This window comes from Hoeflea sp. AS16 (genome assembly GCF_038900095.1).
Lineage (GTDB): Bacteria > Pseudomonadota > Alphaproteobacteria > Rhizobiales > Rhizobiaceae > Hoeflea.
In genome coordinates, this window is record NZ_JBBMQQ010000002.1 from 221,246 (window position 1) to 237,588 (window position 16,343).

Annotated in this window: 21 protein-coding genes and 1 tRNA gene; 5 read left to right on the plus strand and 17 right to left on the minus strand. The window is 59.6% G+C overall.

Annotation, left to right across the window (positions count from 1 at the left end):
• Nucleotides 1-6: 6 nt before the first annotated feature.
• From WNY80_RS06405 to WNY80_RS06445, 9 genes are all read right to left on the minus strand, one after another.
• Nucleotides 7-210 carry a DUF2892 domain-containing protein gene (locus WNY80_RS06405; protein ID WP_342886527.1) on the minus strand — a complete coding sequence of 68 codons (204 nt, stop codon included), beginning with the start codon at nt 208-210 and terminating at the stop codon, nt 7-9.
• A gap of 195 nt (nt 211-405) precedes the next feature.
• Entirely contained in the window at nt 406-876 is a 471-nt protein-coding gene (locus WNY80_RS06410; RefSeq protein ID WP_342886528.1) for a DUF4442 domain-containing protein, read from the minus strand.
• Between the two features lie 7 nt (nt 877-883).
• A complete protein-coding gene (locus tag WNY80_RS06415; protein ID WP_342886529.1) occupies nt 884-1,765 on the minus strand; it encodes a 3-hydroxybutyryl-CoA dehydrogenase in 882 nt (293 codons plus the stop codon).
• Between the two features lie 129 nt (nt 1,766-1,894).
• Complete coding sequence (locus tag WNY80_RS06420) at nt 1,895-2,824, minus strand: electron transfer flavoprotein subunit alpha/FixB family protein (protein ID WP_342886530.1); 930 nt, start codon at nt 2,822-2,824, stop codon at nt 1,895-1,897.
• A gap of 23 nt (nt 2,825-2,847) precedes the next feature.
• Nucleotides 2,848-3,597: an electron transfer flavoprotein subunit beta/FixA family protein gene (locus WNY80_RS06425; RefSeq protein WP_269388483.1), complete on the minus strand. Its 750-nt coding sequence runs from the start codon at nt 3,595-3,597 to the stop codon at nt 2,848-2,850.
• A 235-nt stretch (nt 3,598-3,832) separates the two neighbouring features.
• Nucleotides 3,833-4,612 (minus strand): rhomboid family intramembrane serine protease, encoded by a 780-nt coding sequence (locus WNY80_RS06430; RefSeq protein ID WP_342886531.1) that lies wholly within the window; start codon nt 4,610-4,612, stop codon nt 3,833-3,835.
• A 48-nt stretch (nt 4,613-4,660) separates the two neighbouring features.
• Entirely contained in the window at nt 4,661-5,239 is a 579-nt protein-coding gene (locus WNY80_RS06435; protein ID WP_342886532.1) for a cob(I)yrinic acid a,c-diamide adenosyltransferase, read from the minus strand.
• Between the two features lie 89 nt (nt 5,240-5,328).
• Nucleotides 5,329-5,526 carry a twin transmembrane helix small protein gene (locus WNY80_RS06440; RefSeq protein ID WP_342886533.1) on the minus strand — a complete coding sequence of 66 codons (198 nt, stop codon included), beginning with the start codon at nt 5,524-5,526 and terminating at the stop codon, nt 5,329-5,331.
• A gap of 75 nt (nt 5,527-5,601) precedes the next feature.
• The gene (locus WNY80_RS06445; protein ID WP_342886534.1) at nt 5,602-6,444 is read right to left on the minus strand and encodes an SDR family oxidoreductase; all 843 of its coding nucleotides are present in this window, start codon (nt 6,442-6,444) and stop codon (nt 5,602-5,604) included.
• Nucleotides 6,445-6,553: 109 nt separating this feature from the next.
• On the opposite strand from WNY80_RS06445, the gene WNY80_RS06450 reads away from it, so the two are divergent.
• Complete coding sequence (locus WNY80_RS06450; protein WP_342886535.1) at nt 6,554-7,408, plus strand: YihY/virulence factor BrkB family protein; 855 nt, start codon at nt 6,554-6,556, stop codon at nt 7,406-7,408.
• A 36-nt stretch (nt 7,409-7,444) separates the two neighbouring features.
• On the opposite strand, the gene gluQRS is transcribed toward WNY80_RS06450, so the two are convergent.
• Entirely contained in the window at nt 7,445-8,365 is a 921-nt protein-coding gene (gluQRS, locus tag WNY80_RS06455) for a tRNA glutamyl-Q(34) synthetase GluQRS (RefSeq protein ID WP_342886536.1), read from the minus strand.
• Between the two features lie 89 nt (nt 8,366-8,454).
• Between gluQRS and WNY80_RS06460 the strand changes: the two genes are divergently transcribed.
• Nucleotides 8,455-9,102, plus strand: coding sequence for a DNA-3-methyladenine glycosylase (locus WNY80_RS06460; RefSeq protein WP_342886537.1), 648 nt, complete (start codon nt 8,455-8,457; stop codon nt 9,100-9,102).
• A gap of 109 nt (nt 9,103-9,211) precedes the next feature.
• Nucleotides 9,212-9,769 (plus strand): HNH endonuclease, encoded by a 558-nt coding sequence (locus tag WNY80_RS06465; protein WP_342886538.1) that lies wholly within the window; start codon nt 9,212-9,214, stop codon nt 9,767-9,769.
• Between the two features lie 20 nt (nt 9,770-9,789).
• On the opposite strand, the gene WNY80_RS06470 is transcribed toward WNY80_RS06465, so the two are convergent.
• Nucleotides 9,790-10,305: a disulfide bond formation protein B gene (locus tag WNY80_RS06470; RefSeq protein WP_342886539.1), complete on the minus strand. Its 516-nt coding sequence runs from the start codon at nt 10,303-10,305 to the stop codon at nt 9,790-9,792.
• Nucleotides 10,306-10,307: 2 nt separating this feature from the next.
• Nucleotides 10,308-10,889: a YqaA family protein gene (locus WNY80_RS06475; protein WP_342886540.1), complete on the minus strand. Its 582-nt coding sequence runs from the start codon at nt 10,887-10,889 to the stop codon at nt 10,308-10,310.
• Between the two features lie 182 nt (nt 10,890-11,071).
• Between WNY80_RS06475 and WNY80_RS06480 the strand changes: the two genes are divergently transcribed.
• Nucleotides 11,072-11,156, plus strand: a tRNA-Leu gene (locus WNY80_RS06480).
• Between the two features lie 326 nt (nt 11,157-11,482).
• Here WNY80_RS06480 and WNY80_RS06485 read toward each other — a convergent pair.
• From WNY80_RS06485 to WNY80_RS06505, 5 genes are all read right to left on the minus strand, one after another.
• Entirely contained in the window at nt 11,483-12,214 is a 732-nt protein-coding gene (locus WNY80_RS06485; RefSeq protein ID WP_342886541.1) for a hypothetical protein, read from the minus strand.
• Entirely contained in the window at nt 12,198-12,701 is a 504-nt protein-coding gene (locus tag WNY80_RS06490; RefSeq protein ID WP_342886542.1) for a hypothetical protein, read from the minus strand. The genes WNY80_RS06485 and WNY80_RS06490 overlap by 17 nt, the downstream gene beginning before the upstream one ends.
• 249 nt (nt 12,702-12,950) lie before the next feature.
• Nucleotides 12,951-13,433 carry a hypothetical protein gene (locus WNY80_RS06495; protein ID WP_342886543.1) on the minus strand — a complete coding sequence of 161 codons (483 nt, stop codon included), beginning with the start codon at nt 13,431-13,433 and terminating at the stop codon, nt 12,951-12,953.
• 188 nt (nt 13,434-13,621) lie between these two features.
• Nucleotides 13,622-13,981, minus strand: a complete 360-nt coding sequence (locus tag WNY80_RS06500; protein WP_342886544.1) for a hypothetical protein — start codon at nt 13,979-13,981, stop codon at nt 13,622-13,624.
• Complete coding sequence (locus WNY80_RS06505) at nt 13,966-14,328, minus strand: STAS/SEC14 domain-containing protein (protein ID WP_342886545.1); 363 nt, start codon at nt 14,326-14,328, stop codon at nt 13,966-13,968. The genes WNY80_RS06500 and WNY80_RS06505 overlap by 16 nt, the downstream gene beginning before the upstream one ends.
• 344 nt (nt 14,329-14,672) lie before the next feature.
• Here WNY80_RS06505 and WNY80_RS06510 point away from each other — a divergent pair, with 344 nt between their 5' ends.
• On the plus strand, nt 14,673-16,322 hold the full coding sequence (locus tag WNY80_RS06510; protein ID WP_342886546.1) for an AMP-binding protein: 1,650 nt from the start codon (nt 14,673-14,675) through the stop codon (nt 16,320-16,322).
• Nucleotides 16,323-16,343: the final 21 nt, after the last annotated feature.

A 16,343-nucleotide genomic window follows, 5' to 3' on the forward strand; every position in this document is an offset into this window, starting at 1 on the left:
TGCGTCTTAGTTGAAGGCGCAGCCGGATTTCACGCCGAGTTTCTTGAAGACCATGGCTGCGGGACAAAACCCGGTGAACGAGGACTGGATCAGGTTGAACCCGACGAAAACGGTCAACAGATGCCAGTAGGGCGATACGTAAACGCCAAGAGCCACAGACACGAGAACCATGAATCCCGCGAACACCAATATTACACGATCAAGCGCCATTTCGATTTCCTTTACCCGGTTAGAGGCTTAGCCCATGCCACCAGTTGTCCGGCGGCTTCAATTTCGATTCACATATAGCGGCAAAACAATCAATATTCAAGATGTTTTATATAAATGAATTGGTATTGACGCAAATCTCCATGACGCCATTGAAGGGCGGGCTTGATCGAGGCGATGCGTGGGGTTTGGTGTTCGTCAGCCGCCGATGCGGTTCCTGGTGTCCGGCTTTCGCCTGATATGCAGGGTCTTGGTGACGCGCGCGACGGGATCTCCGTCAGTGTTGACGATATCAACCGGGAAAGTGCGCAGGTACCTGGCGTCCTCTTCCGCGGTGTTGGCGCGAATATCGTCCAGCATGTCTTCGCTCAGGCGGAAACTGGCCGAGACAGTGCCGCGTCCGGGGCGCAGGAATTCGATTTCAGCGGATTTGTCCCAGACCGTGTAGCTGCGGTCGAGATTGCGCATCACCATCAGCATCCAGAACGGATCCGTCATGGCGAACAGTGAGCCGCCGAAATGGCAGCCGACATAGTTCTTGTTGTAGAACCGTTCGCGCAGTTCAACATCGACTGCGCGAAAATCATCGCTGATATGGCGTATGCGAATGCCGGCAAACAGCAGCGGCGGCCACAGGTTCATGCCGCGGCGCAGGGCATTGGCTTTCATGGGGGGGTTACCGTGTAGGGACCGGCGTCTCGCCGCGATAGTCGTAAAACCCGCGGCCCGACTTGCGGCCCAGCCAGCCGGCCTCGACATATTTGACCAGCAACGGACACGGCCGGTACTTCGAGTCCGACAGTCCGTCATGCAGCACCTGCATGATCGACAGGCAGGTGTCGAGCCCGATGAAATCCGCCAGCTGCAGCGGCCCCATCGGATGATTGGCGCCAAGCTTCATCGCTGTGTCGATGGCTTCTACCGAACCGACGCCCTCGTAGAGCGTATAGATTGCCTCGTTGATCATCGGCAGCAGGATACGGTTGACGATGAAGGCCGGGAAATCCTCGGCGACGGTAATTGTCTTGTCGAGCGAGTCGATGAAGGCGCGTGCGGTCTTGAAAGTGGATTCCTCGGTGGCGATGCCGCGCACCAGCTCGACCAGTTTCATCACCGGAACCGGGTTCATGAAGTGAATGCCGATGAAGCGCTCCGGCCGGTCGGTCGCCGACGCCAGGCGTGTGATCGACAGGGACGAGGTGTTGGTGGCAAGCAGCGCCTCGGGATTGAGCAGCGGGCAAAGCTGCTGGTAGATCTTGCGCTTGACGGTTTCGTCTTCGGTGGCGGCCTCGATGACCAGATCCATCGCCGCAAGGCCGCTCATGTCGGGGACGAACTGGATCCGCGCCAGCGCTGCCTCGCGTTCGGCTTCCGTGGTTTTGCCGGATGCTACCTGGCGGGCGAGGTTGCCGCTGATGGTGGCCAGCATTTCCTGCAGCGTGTCCGCAGAGACATCATGAACATAAACGTCGTAACCCGCCATCGCGCAGACATGGGCGATACCGCCGCCCATCTGCCCTGCACCGATAATGCCGACACTCTTGATCTGGTTGCCCATTTGACCCGCCTGACTGATTTTAGGATGCCGTTGACTGCGCCGGTGTAGGCACGTCCAGATGCGCAAACTAAATGGCCGGGATGGAGACGTCCAGCCCGGCCATTGATCTTGCCGTCAAATTCTGACGGTTCAGAGCGCTTTTTCGAGTTCCGGCAGGGCTTCGAACAGGTCAGCGACCAATCCGTAGTCCGCCACCTGGAAGATCGGAGCTTCCTCGTCCTTGTTGATGGCGACGATGACCTTGGAGTCCTTCATGCCTGCAAGGTGCTGGATGGCACCGGAAATACCGCAGGCGATGTAGAGATCAGGTGCCACGACCTTGCCGGTCTGGCCGACCTGCCAGTCGTTGGGGGCATAGCCGGCATCGACGGCGGCGCGGGACGCACCGACGGCGGCACCGAGCTTGTCAGCCACCGGCAGAATGACGCTCTGGAACTTCTCGGACGAGCCGAGTGCGCGACCACCGGAGATGATGATCTTGGCGGAGGTCAGTTCCGGACGATCGCTTTCGGCAATGGCGTCCTTGACGAAGGACGACAGGCCCGGATCGCCGGCCGAAGCGACAGTTTCGACCGAAGCCGAACCGCCTTCGCCAGCCACCGAGAAGGAGGCGGTGCGCACGGTGATGACGCGCTTGGCGTCGGTCGACTTGACCGTCTGCAAGGCGTTGCCGGCATAGATCGGCCGCTTGAAGGTGTCCGCGGCAATCACTTCGATGATGTCCGAGATCTGCATGACATCGAGAAGGGCTGCAACCCGCGGCATGACGTTCTTGCCGGATGTGGTGGCAGGCGCCATCAGCGTGTCGTAGCCATCGGCAAGCGAGACCACGAGGGCTGCAAGCGGTTCGGCGAGCCGGTTGGCGTATTCGTCGCCTTCGGCATGCAGCACCTTGGAGACGCCGTCGAGCTTGGCTGCAGCGTCGGCTGCTGCCTTGGCGTTCTTGCCAGCAACCAGAACGTGGATATCGCCACCGATCTGGGATGCAGCGCTGACTGCCTTTGCGGTCTGGTCGGACAGCGAAGCGTGGTCGTGTTCGGCTATGATGAGAATGGTCATGACTTGATCTTCCTTTCCCGCGCTTACAGCACGCCTGCTTCGTTCTTGAGCTTGTCGACGAGTTCGGCCACCGAGCCGACCTTGACGCCAGCCTTGCGGCCGCCCGGCTCTTCGGTCTTGATGACCTCGAGGCGCGGTGCAATGTCGACGCCGTAATCAGCGGCGGTTTTCTTGTCGAGCGGCTTCTTCTTTGCCTTCATGATGTTGGGCAGCGAAGCGTAGCGCGGTTCGTTGAGACGCAGATCGGTGGTGACGATCGCCGGCAGCTTGACCGAAATGGTCTGCAGGCCGCCATCGACTTCACGGGTGACGTTGGCCGAGCCATCGCCGATTTCGACCTTGGAGGCGAATGTGGCCTGGCTCCAGCCGAGCAGGGCGGAGAGCATCTGGCCGGTCTGGTTGGCGTCGTCGTCGATTGCCTGCTTGCCCAGGATCACCAGATCCGGGCTTTCCTCGCCGACAACACCCTTGAGGATCTTGGCGACAGCAAGCGGTTCAACCAGCGTATCGGCCTCGACAAGGATCGCCCGGTCGGCGCCCATGGCGAGTGCGGTGCGCAGGGTTTCCTCGGCCTTGGCCGGTCCGATCGAAACGGCGATCACTTCGGTGGCCTTGCCGGCTTCCTTGAGCCGCAGGGCTTCTTCGATAGCGATTTCGTCAAACGGATTCATCGACATCTTCACATTGGCGAGATCGACGCCGCTGCCATCGGGCTTGACCCGGATCTTGACGTTGTAGTCAACAACCCGCTTGACCGGCACGAGAATTTTCATCGGTTTGCCTTCCTCACTTTGCTAGGCCTCACTGTTTCGGCCGCGTCCTGATAAGCCCGGAACCTCCGGACGATTGATCACTGACCCGGTTTCTGCCTGTTCAGACGCCATCCGGATAGCCGATTGGCGACATGGATACGCGATTTTTCTCCAAATTCAATCGCAACCGCACCGGAGATTTTGCAACGCGAAATAAATGACACCCAGGTCCGCGTCAATTCCGGCCGCCCTCCGGCTACCGTCCCCACTTCGGCGCGGGCGTTTGCGAGGCGGTTTTTTCGGGAACAATCGGCGGCGTTTTGTGCACCACCGCACGGGGGCTGTCGATGGTCCGGTCAAACAACGGCACGCCTGAGCGCCGGAAGAGCAGCACCAGCACCGCACCGCAGATAATGCCGCCGACATGGGCGGCCCAGGACACGTCACCGCCGAGATCGGTAACAACCATGACGAACTGGAACACCACCCAGAACAGCAGGGGAATGAAGGCGGGCAGCGGCAACGGGATCCGGCCAAGCACCAGAACCCAGACCCTGACTTTCGGATGCAGCATCAGGTAGGCGGCGACGATGCCGGCCACGGCGCCGGATGCGCCGATGAGCGGGCTTTGGGAATCGGGCAGCAACAGGCCATGGGCGAAGGCCCCGGCGGCGGCGCAGGCAAAGTAGAAAATCAGGAACTTGATGTGGCCCATGGCGTCTTCGACGTTGTCGCCGAACACCCACAGGAAGATCATGTTGGAGCCCAGATGAAGCAGGTTTCCGTGCAGGAAGCTGTAGGTCACATAGGTGGCATCCTCCGGCACCAGGACCAGTGAGGGCTGCAATTCGGCAATGTCGTTGACGACGGAGGGGATGAACCCGAGGCCGAGAACGGCGGCGGTGGTGAAGTCGCTGTCGGCACCTGCAAGTTCGGTTATCCCCCAGACCAGGACGTTGATTGCGATCAGCGACCAGGTCACCCATTGCAGCTTGATGTGCTTGAGATCGTTGGAATCATGCAAGGGGATGAACATCGCGAGGTTCCCGTTTGGGCCGGTCCGGCTCTTGAGTGATAGGCGAGGCTAACGGTTTTTTCCGGGAACCCAAAGCACATCCGTGCGACCGTGATCATTGACCCAGCGCGCGGCAACGAAAAAGAAGTCCGACAACCGGTTGGCATAGCGGATGGCGGCCGGGTTGACGATCTCATTCTCCTGGGCCGCAAGGGCCACGATGAGCCGTTCGGCGCGGCGCGACACTGTGCGGGCGAGATGTAGATGGGCCGAAGCCGGGTTTCCACCGGGCAGGATGAAGGAACGCAGCGGTTCGAGACCGGCGTTGAGGCGATCAATATCCGCCTCGATCCGCTCAACCTGCGCATCGACGATCCGCAGCGGCTCGTATTCGGGTTTTTCACCGGTGTCGGGTGTGGCCAGATCCGCGCCGAGGTCGAAGCAGTCATTCTGGATCCGCATCAACATGGCGTCGAGATCGGGCAGGTCGCCGATATGCAACCGGGCCAGGCCGACCACGGCATTGGTCTCGTCGACCGTGCCGTAGGCTTCGATACGAAGGTCATGTTTCGGCCGCCGCGCCCCTGACACCAGGCCTGTCGTGCCGTCATCGCCGGTTCGGGTGTAGATCTTGTTGATTTTGACCATGGGAGAGGCTTTCTGAAACGGAGGGCGGGCTGAAACGAAGGGCGGGCTGAAACGGAGAGCTGGGAGACTTTGTGCCTAAGCCGTCAAGGTCAGCGGCCGCCGCCGGTGAGCCAGAGCGTGGCGACGATCAGCACCACCGCGACAAATTGCAGCAAGACGCGCATCTGCATCAGCTTGTTGGACAGATTGCCCGAACCGCCGCGTGCCAAATTGACGAGACCGCGCACCAGCACGGCTGCCACGGCCAGCATGACAACGATGGACAAGACATAGGTTACGGACGACATCGGGTTATTTCCTTGTGACGGTGGGTGAATGGGAACATAGGATCTTTCGCAGGCAAGTCCATCGGAACCGGATCCTCAATCCTGCCGTGCGAGCCACGGGTAGAACAGCCTTGCGGGAAGGATTCTCCGGGCAATGGCTCCCAGTCTTGCCTCTCGCGTCACCGTGTAATGATAACGCGGGCGGAAGGATGTGAGAGCATGGCGCAGCACCTTGTGAACCGCGTCAGGTCCGAGCTTGCCGCTGTTTGATTGTTCCTGCTTTTCGAGACGCTGCAGCTGGGCCTGGTAATCGTTGCGGTGGACGGAATTTGCGATGTCGATGTTGCGGTGGAACTGTTTCAGGGCATTGGCGCGGAACCGGCTGACGATTGCGCCGGGTTCGATCAGGCTGACATGAATGCCGGTGCCCTCAAGCTCCATCGCCATGGTGACGGAGAGGCCTTCAAGCGCGTGCTTCGAGGCATTGTAGGCACCGCGGAACCGCATTGGAACCAGGCCGAGGATCGAGGAGCACTGAACGATACGGCCATGGCCCTGGGCCCGCATTACCGGGATCAGCCGCCGGGTCAGATCATGCCAGCCGAAAAAATTGGCTTCGAACTGGGCCCGCAGCGCATCGACCGGTAGGTCCTCGACCGCGCCGACCTGACCGTATCCGCCATTGTTGAACAGAGCATCGCAGCGTCCGCCGGTGGCTGCCATTGCCGCGCTGAAAAAGGCGGCAATGCTGTCGGGTTCGGCATAATCGAGGCGATAGGCCTCGATGCCGTCGTTCGCAAGTGTTGCGAGGTCTTCTTCGGTTCGGGCGGAGGCGATCACATGCCAGCCCTCGGCCCTGAGGGCGCGGGCACAATAAGCGCCTATTCCGCTCGAGCAGCCGGTGACCAGAATGGTCTTTTGTTGGTTATTGCCGCTCATTGCGTTATCTGCCCTGTTCCCGAAGCATTTCAAATCCCATAATCAGCCAAGGCTGACAATGCCGGTTTGGTTTGAACGTCAGCAAAGCAAGGAGCACACATTGCGACGCATGCGCGCAGTCATCCTCGATGCGGTTACCCATTTCAACAATGATGACGGCTGGGCAATGGCCAGTCATGTTGCATTGTCGATCCTGATGGCGCTGTTCCCGTTCATGATTTTCGGCACGGCGCTGGCGAGTTTTCTCGGCGCTGATGCCTATGCGGAAACGGCCTCGCACCTGATCTTTGATACCTGGCCGGAATCGATCGCCAAGCCGATTTCGCGGGAGGTGATCAACGTGCTGACCGTGGAGCGCGGCGGCCTGCTGACGCTGTCGGTGCTCGCGGCGGCGTTCTTTTCCACCAACGGGGTGGAAGCACTCAGGGTTTCGCTCAACCGCGCCTACCGGGTAACGGAAACACGGTCGTGGATTTTCACCCGCGCGCAAAGCCTCCTTTTCGTTGTCATCGCGGTGCTGGTGATCATGGCGATCAGCTTTCTGCTGGTTCTGGCGCCATTGGCGTTGAAGCTGGCGCGCCAGTTCCTGCCATGGATGGAGACACTGATCTCGGCGGTCGACAACTGGCGCATTCTGATCGCGGCCACGGTGCTGATCATCGGGCTGGTGGCTTCGCACCTGTGGTTGCCGTCCGGCCGGAGGCGGTTGGTCGAGGTGCTCCCGGGAATTGGCGTCACGCTTGTCGCCTGGATGGCGGGCGCGTTCATGTTTGCCAGCTATCTCAAGGAATTCGCCACCTATGTCTCGACCTATGCCGGTCTGGCATCGATCATGATTGCCCTGGTGTTCCTCTACATCATCGCCGCGATCTTCATCCTGGGTGCTGAATTCAACGCCGCCATTCTCAAGGCGCGTGCCGCCGCGGAGATGAAGAAGGAAACCTCGATTTCGCACGAGACGTGACGCGGTCCGGCCGGCCCGGGGTGTTAGCCGGGCCCGTTAACCGGATTGGGTCAATCCCGCGAGGGCGAGAATGTCACCGGGCGTTTCGCCCTGGTGCCGCAGCGAGGCGATGGAGGTGGCTCCGTCGCTTTTCGAGAGTTTGCGTCCTTCGGAATCGCGCACAAGAGAATGATGGTGATAGCGGGGTGCAGGCAGTCCCAGCAAATGCTGAAGCAGCCGGTGGACGGATGTGGAAGCAAACAGATCCTCGCCGCGGATCACATCGGTGATGGCCTGGATTGCGTCATCGATGGTGACCGAGAGATGATAGCTCGCCGGGACATCGCGCCGCGCCAGGATGACGTCGCCCCAGGCTCCGGGATCGGCGGCAATGGTTCCGCTCTCGCCGTTCGGCCCTGATCCGAATTCAGCCCAGGAGAGGTCCGTTCCGAGACCATCGAGTGCCGCCTGCATGTCGAGCCGCCAGGCATGGGGGGCGCCAGAGGCAATTCTGCGGTCGCGCTCGGCCTGTGAGAGTGAGCGATCGCTGCCCGGATAATGCGGAGCGCCGTCGGGGTCGCGCGGCCAGCGCCGGCCGTTGCTCTCGATTTCGGACACGCTGGCCGAAATTTCGGCGCGGCTCAAGAATGCCGGATAGAGCAGGCCGAGCTTGCGCAACTCGGACAGTGCGGCCTGGTACTCGGCAAAATGATCGGACTGGCGGCGAACCGGCTTCGGCCAGTCCAGTCCAAGCCAGCCGAGGTCTTGGAAGATCGCGGTTTCGAATTCCGGACGGGCCCTTGTGGTGTCGATGTCTTCGATGCGCAGCAGGAAGGTGCCGTCATGGGCATTGGCGAAGCGCCAGTTGAGCATGGCGGACCGGGCGTGGCCGACATGAAGCAGGCCGTTCGGACTGGGGGCAAACCGGACAATCGGTGCGCTGAAATGCGGTTGGGCAGTGGTGTTGTCGTTTGGCATGGTGTTTCATGTCATTTTTCACCCGGCTCGTCACCGGCTTCATACCCGAGCCCTTTTCCCGGGCGAAAATCAAGCGCAGGAAACCAGGCATGCGCCGCATCGACAGCACAGATGACATTGCCGAGGGGCTGCATGCCCTTGGCTGCGCTGACGTGCGGCTGGCCCGGGCGATCGAACTGGCCGGGCCGGTGCCGCTGCGGCGAAGACCGCCTGGCTATGCCGCGGTGGCCGAGATCATCGTGTCGCAGATGGTCTCTAAGGCAAGTGCGAATGCGCTTTGGAGCAAGCTCGAACTTGCAGCCGGTGAAATCAGCCCGGAAGCGATCCTTGCTCTCAGTCCCGAGGCGTTGCGCCAGGCCGGGTTGTCGCGCGCCAAGGCGGAGACGCTTGTCCGGGTGGGGGCGGCGGTGCTGGGCGGTGAGCTTGACCTTGAGCATCTGTGCAATCTCGAAGGACGGGCGGCCATCCGGGCCATGACCGCCATCAAGGGCGTGGGGCCATGGACCGCGGAGGTCTACCTGCTGTTCTGCGCCGGCCATCCGGACGTGTTTCCCTCCGGCGACGTGGCGTTGCAAAGTGCTGCAGCCCATGCCTTGGGCTTGGACGAACGGCCAAAAGCAAGGGACCTGTCTGTTCTGGCTGAGGACTGGAGTCCCTGGCGGGGCGTCGCAGCAAGGCTGCTGTGGGCCTATTATGCGTCGGTGATGCGGCGGGACGCGACCCCTGTAAAAGGCTGACAGGCGCTGCGGAAAGTGATAAATTGAATTGAAAATCTGGTGCTTCACAATCCTGACATGTCCAGCCTAATATGTTGCTTGCAGATGATGAATCGCCCGGGAGAGTCGCTTGACGATTTTTGTATCCCCGCAGTCCTTGCCGGCGCTCGTGCTGAACGCTGATTACAGGCCGTTGAGTTATTATCCGTTGTCGCTGTGGTCCTGGCAGGATGCCGTCAAGGCCGTGTTCCTCGATCGTGTCCAGATCGTCGCGGAGTATGACCAGGCGGTGTCGTCCCCGACATTTTCGATGCGGCTTCCCAGCGTTGTCTGCCTCAAGACCTATATCAAGCCATCGCGGTTTCCGGCGTTCACGCGGTTCAATGTCTTCCTCAGGGACAGGTTTGAATGCCAGTATTGCGGGTCTCCCAACGAGCTGACATTCGACCATGTGATTCCGCGCCGTTGCGGCGGGCAGACGACTTGGGAAAACGTGGTGGCCGCTTGTTCGCCTTGCAATCTGAAGAAGGGCGGCATGATGCCCAAACAGGCGGGGATGATTCCGCGGCAAACGCCCTATCGTCCACAGGTGCAGGATCTGCACAACAACGGCCGGATGTTTCCGCCAAACTTCCTGCATGAAAGCTGGATGGACTATCTCTACTGGGATGTCGAACTGCAGCCGTGACGGCTGCAGCTGTTCAACGCCTAGCGCGCGCCGCGGAAGGCGATGGCCGCCAGGGCGGCACTTGCCAGCACGTTCCAGCCGGCGAATGACAGGCCGAGCACGCGCAGGGCTGCCGCATCGCACGATGGCGGCTTTTTCGAGCTGAGATCACCGAGCAGCGACCCGGCATCCGTGGTCACGGCATCGGCTGACGTCGCGCAAGAGGCGGGGCCTTCCCACCAGTGCCATTCGACGCCGGAATGATAGACGCCAAGCGCGAGACCATAGAGCATCAGCAAGCCGCCGATGGCGAGCAATCCGCGCACGGCCCAGGACGGGCCGCCGGCTTTGGAGAGGATCGCCGCGACGAGCATAAGCGGTGCGCCAATGTAGTAGGGGATCCGCTGTTCGAGGCAAAGTGCGCAGGGGATATAGCCGCCGATATGCTCGAAGCCCAGTGCGGAGCCGACGACCGCCGCCATTGCAACGGCGAGAAACAGTGCGGTCAGGGTCCGCGAGTGGCTGGCTGAGGAAGCGGTCAGGTCAGAAGCTTTCATGGTCAGAACACATATTTGATTGCATAAAATCCGCCCAGAAGGAGGACCATAAAGAGGGTGAAAAGAAGGCCGAGATATTTCTCGATGAACAGCCGGATCGGCTCGCCGAATTTCGACAGCAGCCAGGTCACCAGGAAGAAGCGGAAGGCGCGGCCGATGACGCTGACGGCGGCGAAGACCACCAGATTGAGCCCGGTCACGCCGGAGAAGATGGTCAGCACCTTGTAGGGAAACGGGGTAATGGCGGCAAACAGCACGCCCCAGCCGCCCCAGGTGTTGTACCATTCGGAAATCTTTTCGAACTTGTCCGCCGCACCGTAGGTTTCGAGGATCCAGACGCCGATGCTTTCATAGAGAAACATGCCGATGGCGTAGCCGACAAACGCGCCGATGACCGAGGCGATGGTGCAGATCAGGGCAAACCGGATCCAGCTGCGCGGCTTGGCCAGCGTCATCGGTATCAGCAGGACATCCGGGGGGATCGGAAAGAACGAACTTTCGGCAAAGGAGATTCCGAAAAGCGCCTTCTCGGCATGACGGGTGGCCGCCAGCGACATGGTCCAGTCATAAAGTCTGCGAAGCATGGGAGACCTTCTATCCAAGCAGCAATGCCAGCCTTCTAGGGTGAAAGCAGTGCAGGGTAAACCGCGCAATGGCGTTGCCGCGGCCAATATCATTCTATGTGGCACAGATGTTGAAAAAGCGTTTGACCGGAGAAAATCGCCGACTATAGTCCCGCCGTCCGCACCGGTTCGCCCGGCAGGACGCCCCTTTGGCGGAATTGGTAGACGCGCCGCACTCAAAATGCGGTTCCGCAAGGAGTTCCGGTTCGAGTCCGGAAGGGGGCACCATTGGCTTTTTCAAGTCCTTGGAGATCAAGGCTTCCTCGCTCTTCACTGTGTACCAGATTGCCGGTTTGTGTACTGGATTGTGTGCCGCTTTGTGGTGGTAGATGCTGCGGTATAGGATTGCCGACGCGGCCCACCCCGGCACGGGGGATAGGCTCACAAACATATATTGATATGGGCTTTCACGGATTTTGTAAAAAATTCGCCGGTTGCCTTATGTATCGAGGGCCTCAAAAAAGTGGGGCCGGGCTCGATGGCAAACGCAGTTGGCGCTCAAGTCACGGTTTAATCTCCCTTTTTGAGCGTGACCAGTGACACGCTGTTTTGGGCTACTGGAACTTTTCAAAAACATTCTGCAACAGCGTTTCAATGTGGGCTGCAGACTTGTTCGCGCCTACCTTGAGCGTATTTGGGTGGCCGCAACCGTTCCTCAGACCGAGCGCCTTTTGTAGCTCTTCCTTAGCATTCTTTCCGATCACTGATATCGCGGCAAGTCGGTCAAGAAACTCGGCTTCTCCCATCCTCCCAAGATCATCGGGTGTGATTGCCGTTTTCCATTTCCCATTCACTCGCTTCGCTTCAGCGTTGAAAGCAGCGAGATAGTGGGTATGGACGTGCTTGTGAAGAACGTCCATTGCCCCTAGCCATGACATAACGATCGCAGAACGGTAAAGCTCTGCTTCATGGCATCTGATAGCCTCTTCGACGAAGTCGCGCGTTTCATCGTCGGTTAGCTTGCTAAGGTGAGCCCTAAGGTCCACAGCCACTTGCATCGCGGCAGGGCTAATCTTCGCAACACCAAGATTGCGTAGGTGCAGTTTACCTGCGTCTGTCAGTTCCCAACCAGCAGTCGTTCGGATCGCCCTGCCTTTGCTTGCGCCGAGGGCTCCTGAGATGTTCCAGTGCTTTCTCTTCGGATCGTGAAAACCGGCGGAGGCGGCAATCTGTTTTATCTGCGCGACCGACAACGGGCTTTTCGAGGCGGCAAGTACGAGTAATAGTTTATCGAGACGGGAGAGATCGCGGTGGAGCCAGTCCTTTAGCTCATCCGATTTCAGCAACCTTAGCCTCGACTTGCTTTCGTTCGGTTGCGCTCAGGGCGTAGGTATCTTTCGCAACCTGATTGATCCGCTTGCTCTTAGTGAGGTTAGAAAGGTTCTTTCCCATATTACCCACCATGTTTCCATTGAAGTAGGTCGTTGCATTTTTCATTTCGGCCAATATTTCGGCACGTGTAGAAGATGGCTTTTTTTGCACCAACTCAATGTTTGCCATCGCACAAATTATGAGTTCTGGTCCCGTCTTCGCTTCCAAATGAGCCGCTATTGTATTTGTCGAGAAATTGGCGGCTCCGGAAGCGATTTGTGGCTCGGCATTGACATTCACAGGCGCGGAGGTCGGGGCGCTTGTTGGTTCCGCAGGTACGCGTGTGGAAAGCTCGCCCATAGTAGTCAACAAAGTTTCGATGCCGCCCGTTAGAAAGGACGGATCTCCTTCATACTCCAGCTCCATCGAGCCAACTTTCAAGCGGATCTTTGCATTCGTCATCTATCAATCCAATCGACTTAATCGTAGGATGCTACTACCCATCGTTGAATTGGACAAGAGTTCACTCATGCTCCTTGGTGTTTACGTAGACGTGTTTTGTTGATGCCTTGCTTGTTCTGGCTACCCTTGCCCTACCGAAGTCCCGTTGCGGCAGTAATTCCGGTTGACGGCAACATGCACAGAACCTGCCAGCCATGTTGAGGGCCGTTGTATGTCTCCTCACCCGGTGCGGCTAATGTCGGGGAACGATCAAGTACACATGCGCACCCCGTCTTTCACGATCTTCTCCCATTCCGGCCCCAAGGTTTCCCTTGCCGACACCGCTTGGTTTGCCCCTGCTTCACCGTTCTTGAACATTCGGATTGCGAAGCTCTGGTCATAGCTGCCCGTTACAATGGTCGGCCCCGGCTGGTAGACGGAAGTGGCGCTGAACGTTCCTCGGTTCCCGTACATGTTGGCAGTGCCGTAGGTGTTGTAATGTCCCGGCAACTGGGTCACGCCGACGCTGTTGTCGCTGGCAGCACCCGTGATGATGTAGCGATCATATCCGGCCTTGATGGTCTCAATCGCCGCTTGCTTTTGAGCGACACGGGCAGCGCCCACGCTTCCGCACATCGGTTCGGCGCTGGTCTTGATAATCGCGGTGTTCTGCGATGTGCGGATTGCGCTGGAATTGGTGCAGCCAGCTAGTGCTACGCCAGCGACAACGATTGCCATAGCGGTCTTGTTCATGATGCCTCCCCAATACGTAGCGGAACCTAACCCCGCACCATTCGCGCAATCAAGAGTGAAAAGCGTGGGTGTGTGCAACTGCGTCCTGCCGAGTATCCCAAATCACCAAAACCAATGTTGTGGAGACTTGGCTCGGTTGCCGGCCGTCGGTGGAAAACCGTAAAACAAGTTCTTCGAGGGGCTGTTGCCTATTCCTTGTAGTGCTTGTCAAGATATTGAACCCAATGGTCAAAATCGCCTTCAAGGGCGTGAAGATCCCGGTTTATTTCATCCTTGACCCCGGCCCATGCCGCGCCTTTGTTTTCGGCCAGCTTCTTCGTCAGCTCACCCGACTTGCCACGGATCGCGTCGGCTTTTGCCGACACCTCGGGCGCCGGGGTCTTTACGCCAAATGTTGCCCGGAGCTTTTCGGCCAGTCGCGTTTCGACAGCTTGAACTCTCTGTGCCGTTTCCGAAATATCCTTGCTCTCACGCATCGGTTGGAACTCCTTTGGTTGGTTGTATGGGGGCTTTGCGGCGTTTGACCGGGAGTTCAGGTCCTGATCCATTGCCAGGCTTGCGCCAGCTGGTCTGATCCGAAGACCCTGATCTCGCCCTTGATCAGAAATCCGATCAGCCTGATGCTGCGGTCGACCCAGGCAGGACCGCCGACTACGGCCAGTTTTCCGAAATCAGCGCGATGCATGAGACCGTAAGAGGCGTCGTCCCAGGCGGCTTCGAGATCCCAGCCTTGAAATGTCTCGTCCATGTAGAAGACGATATTGAGCTGACCGTGGGCTTTGAACAGTTCGGCCAGTTTCGGAATGAGAATGGTCTCGTAGTCCGTTTTGGTCAATTTGCCACTGGCATGAATGCCAAGTGTGTTGCCACTGCTTTCACTCATGAACTCGATCATTTGTTCTCTCCGATTCAATGTGCAGCGTGCCCGGCATCCAAGCGCCCGATCTCCTGATGTCGAGAAGACTGGAGCTCGAGTTTGGCGATGATGTGGAAGTATAGCGAGATCCCGTTTTTTCGTGTTGACCAACATCAATCCTGATCCACGCTACCGTGGGCCGGTGGGGGCGGTCTTGCCTCCGGGGCGTTGCTGTCGTTGATGCAGAGGCAGGTCAGCGGCAAAAATGCCGAACCTCTTCAATCCCGGCCCAACGCCTGATAGGGATTGCACAGATACAGTGTCGTAATTGCCCGGCAGGATCGCTGTGGCGGGCCAAAGCCTTTGTGTAGGGATTTGCAATCATGTTGCTGCCGGTGGGGAAAAACCTCGAAGACGTTTCAACCCGGTTCTCATGGGATGTGCCGGAGTTTTTCAACATCGGCAGTGCGGTGTCGGACGACTGGGCGGCGCGCGAGCCGCACCGGGTGTGTCTGGAACATTTCCATCCCGATGCCGAGCCGGACCGGATGAGCTATGAACAGCTGTCCCGGCGCTCGAACGCGTTCGCCCGCGGCCTTGCATCGCTGGGTGTTGAGCGCGGCGACCGGGTGGCGTTGATGCTGCCGCAGGGGTTCGAGACCGCGATCGCGCATGTGGCGATTTACAAGCTGGGCGCCATCGCCGTGCCGCTGGCGCTGCTGTTCGGGGTTGAGGCCGTTGAACACCGGCTTTCCGCCTCGGGGGCGAAGGTGCTGGTGACGACACCGGGCGGGAGCGAAAAGGTCTCGTCAATTCGCGAGCGGCTGGGAGAGCTTGAGGCCATTGTCGTTGCCGGCGGTGAAAATGACATGGGCGATGCGGTCAGCTTCAGCGGTCTTGAAAACGGTCATTCCGATGCTTCGGTGGCCGTCAGGACGCGGGCGGATGATCCGGCGCTGATGATCTTCACCTCGGGGACCACCGGTCCGCCCAAGGGCGCGCTGCATGGGCACCGGGTGTTGATCGGCCACATTCCCGGGGTGCAGACCCATCATGAGTTCATGCCGCAGCCGGGTGACAAGTTCTGGACACCTGCCGACTGGGCCTGGGCCGGCGGCCTGCTCAACGTGCTGCTGCCGGGATTGCTGCTCGGTGTGCCGGTGGTGTCGTCGCAGGCGCAGAAATTCGATCCGGAACTGGCCTACCGGATCATGGCGGAGATGAATGTCCGCAATGCCTTCATTCCGCCGACGGCGCTCAGAATCATGCGCACGGTTTCAGACCCGCTGTCGCGGCACCGGCTCAATTTGCGCACGGTGGGATCGGGCGGCGAGGCGCTGGGGCGTGAGACCTATGAGTGGGCGCAGAAGGTTCTCGGCCTGACCATCAACGAGTTCTACGGCCAGACCGAGTGCAACCTGGTGCTGTCGTCCAGTGCGATGCTTGGGGCCAGCCGGGGCGGGGCGATCGGCAAGCCGGTGCCGGGGCACGAAGTGGCGGTGATTGATGATCAGGGCAACGTGGTGCCGGATGGCACTTCGGGGCAGATCGCGGTCAGGCGGCCAGACCCGGTGATGTTCCTGGAATACTGGCGCAACGAGGCGGCAACGAAAGCCAAGTTCATTGGCGATTGGATGCTTACCGGAGACCAGGGCGTGCGCGATGCGGAAGGCTATTTCTCCTTCTTCGGACGGGATGACGATGTCATCACCTCGGCGGGATACAGGATCGGGCCGGGCGAAATCGAGGATTGCCTGACCGGCCATCCGGCGGTGGCGCTTGCCGCGGTCGTCGGCAAGCCGGACCCGATGCGCACCGAAATCGTCAAGGCCTATATCGTGGTCGCGCCCGGCATCGAGCCGGATGCGGAGCTGACGGAGTCCGTGCGCGAGTGGGTCAAGACGCGGCTGTCGGCGCATGAGTATCCGCGGGAGATCGAGTTTGTCGACAGCCTGCCGCTGACCACAACGGGCAAGGTGATCCGGCGAATCCTGAGAGACCAGGCCATTGCGGAGGCCGCGGCGGATACATAGCTGGCGGGCAGCCTGCCTGAG

Coding starts and splice junctions, on each gene's coding strand:
- WNY80_RS06405 (WP_342886527.1), bottom strand. CDS start 210: ATGGCGCTTGATCGTGTAATATTGGTGTTCGCGGGATTCATGGTTCTC.
- WNY80_RS06410 (WP_342886528.1), bottom strand. CDS start 876: ATGAAAGCCAATGCCCTGCGCCGCGGCATGAACCTGTGGCCGCCGCTG.
- WNY80_RS06415 (WP_342886529.1), bottom strand. CDS start 1,765: ATGGGCAACCAGATCAAGAGTGTCGGCATTATCGGTGCAGGGCAGATG.
- WNY80_RS06420 (WP_342886530.1), bottom strand. CDS start 2,824: ATGACCATTCTCATCATAGCCGAACACGACCACGCTTCGCTGTCCGAC.
- WNY80_RS06425 (WP_269388483.1), bottom strand. CDS start 3,597: ATGAAAATTCTCGTGCCGGTCAAGCGGGTTGTTGACTACAACGTCAAG.
- WNY80_RS06430 (WP_342886531.1), bottom strand. CDS start 4,612: ATGTTCATCCCCTTGCATGATTCCAACGATCTCAAGCACATCAAGCTG.
- WNY80_RS06435 (WP_342886532.1), bottom strand. CDS start 5,239: ATGGTCAAAATCAACAAGATCTACACCCGAACCGGCGATGACGGCACG.
- WNY80_RS06440 (WP_342886533.1), bottom strand. CDS start 5,526: ATGTCGTCCGTAACCTATGTCTTGTCCATCGTTGTCATGCTGGCCGTG.
- WNY80_RS06445 (WP_342886534.1), bottom strand. CDS start 6,444: ATGAGCGGCAATAACCAACAAAAGACCATTCTGGTCACCGGCTGCTCG.
- WNY80_RS06450 (WP_342886535.1), top strand. CDS start 6,554: ATGCGCGCAGTCATCCTCGATGCGGTTACCCATTTCAACAATGATGAC.
- gluQRS (WP_342886536.1), bottom strand. CDS start 8,365: ATGCCAAACGACAACACCACTGCCCAACCGCATTTCAGCGCACCGATT.
- WNY80_RS06460 (WP_342886537.1), top strand. CDS start 8,455: ATGCGCCGCATCGACAGCACAGATGACATTGCCGAGGGGCTGCATGCC.
- WNY80_RS06470 (WP_342886539.1), bottom strand. CDS start 10,305: ATGAAAGCTTCTGACCTGACCGCTTCCTCAGCCAGCCACTCGCGGACC.
- WNY80_RS06475 (WP_342886540.1), bottom strand. CDS start 10,889: ATGCTTCGCAGACTTTATGACTGGACCATGTCGCTGGCGGCCACCCGT.
- WNY80_RS06490 (WP_342886542.1), bottom strand. CDS start 12,701: ATGACGAATGCAAAGATCCGCTTGAAAGTTGGCTCGATGGAGCTGGAG.
- WNY80_RS06495 (WP_342886543.1), bottom strand. CDS start 13,433: ATGAACAAGACCGCTATGGCAATCGTTGTCGCTGGCGTAGCACTAGCT.
- WNY80_RS06500 (WP_342886544.1), bottom strand. CDS start 13,981: ATGGATCAGGACCTGAACTCCCGGTCAAACGCCGCAAAGCCCCCATAC.
- WNY80_RS06505 (WP_342886545.1), bottom strand. CDS start 14,328: ATGATCGAGTTCATGAGTGAAAGCAGTGGCAACACACTTGGCATTCAT.
- WNY80_RS06510 (WP_342886546.1), top strand. CDS start 14,673: ATGTTGCTGCCGGTGGGGAAAAACCTCGAAGACGTTTCAACCCGGTTC.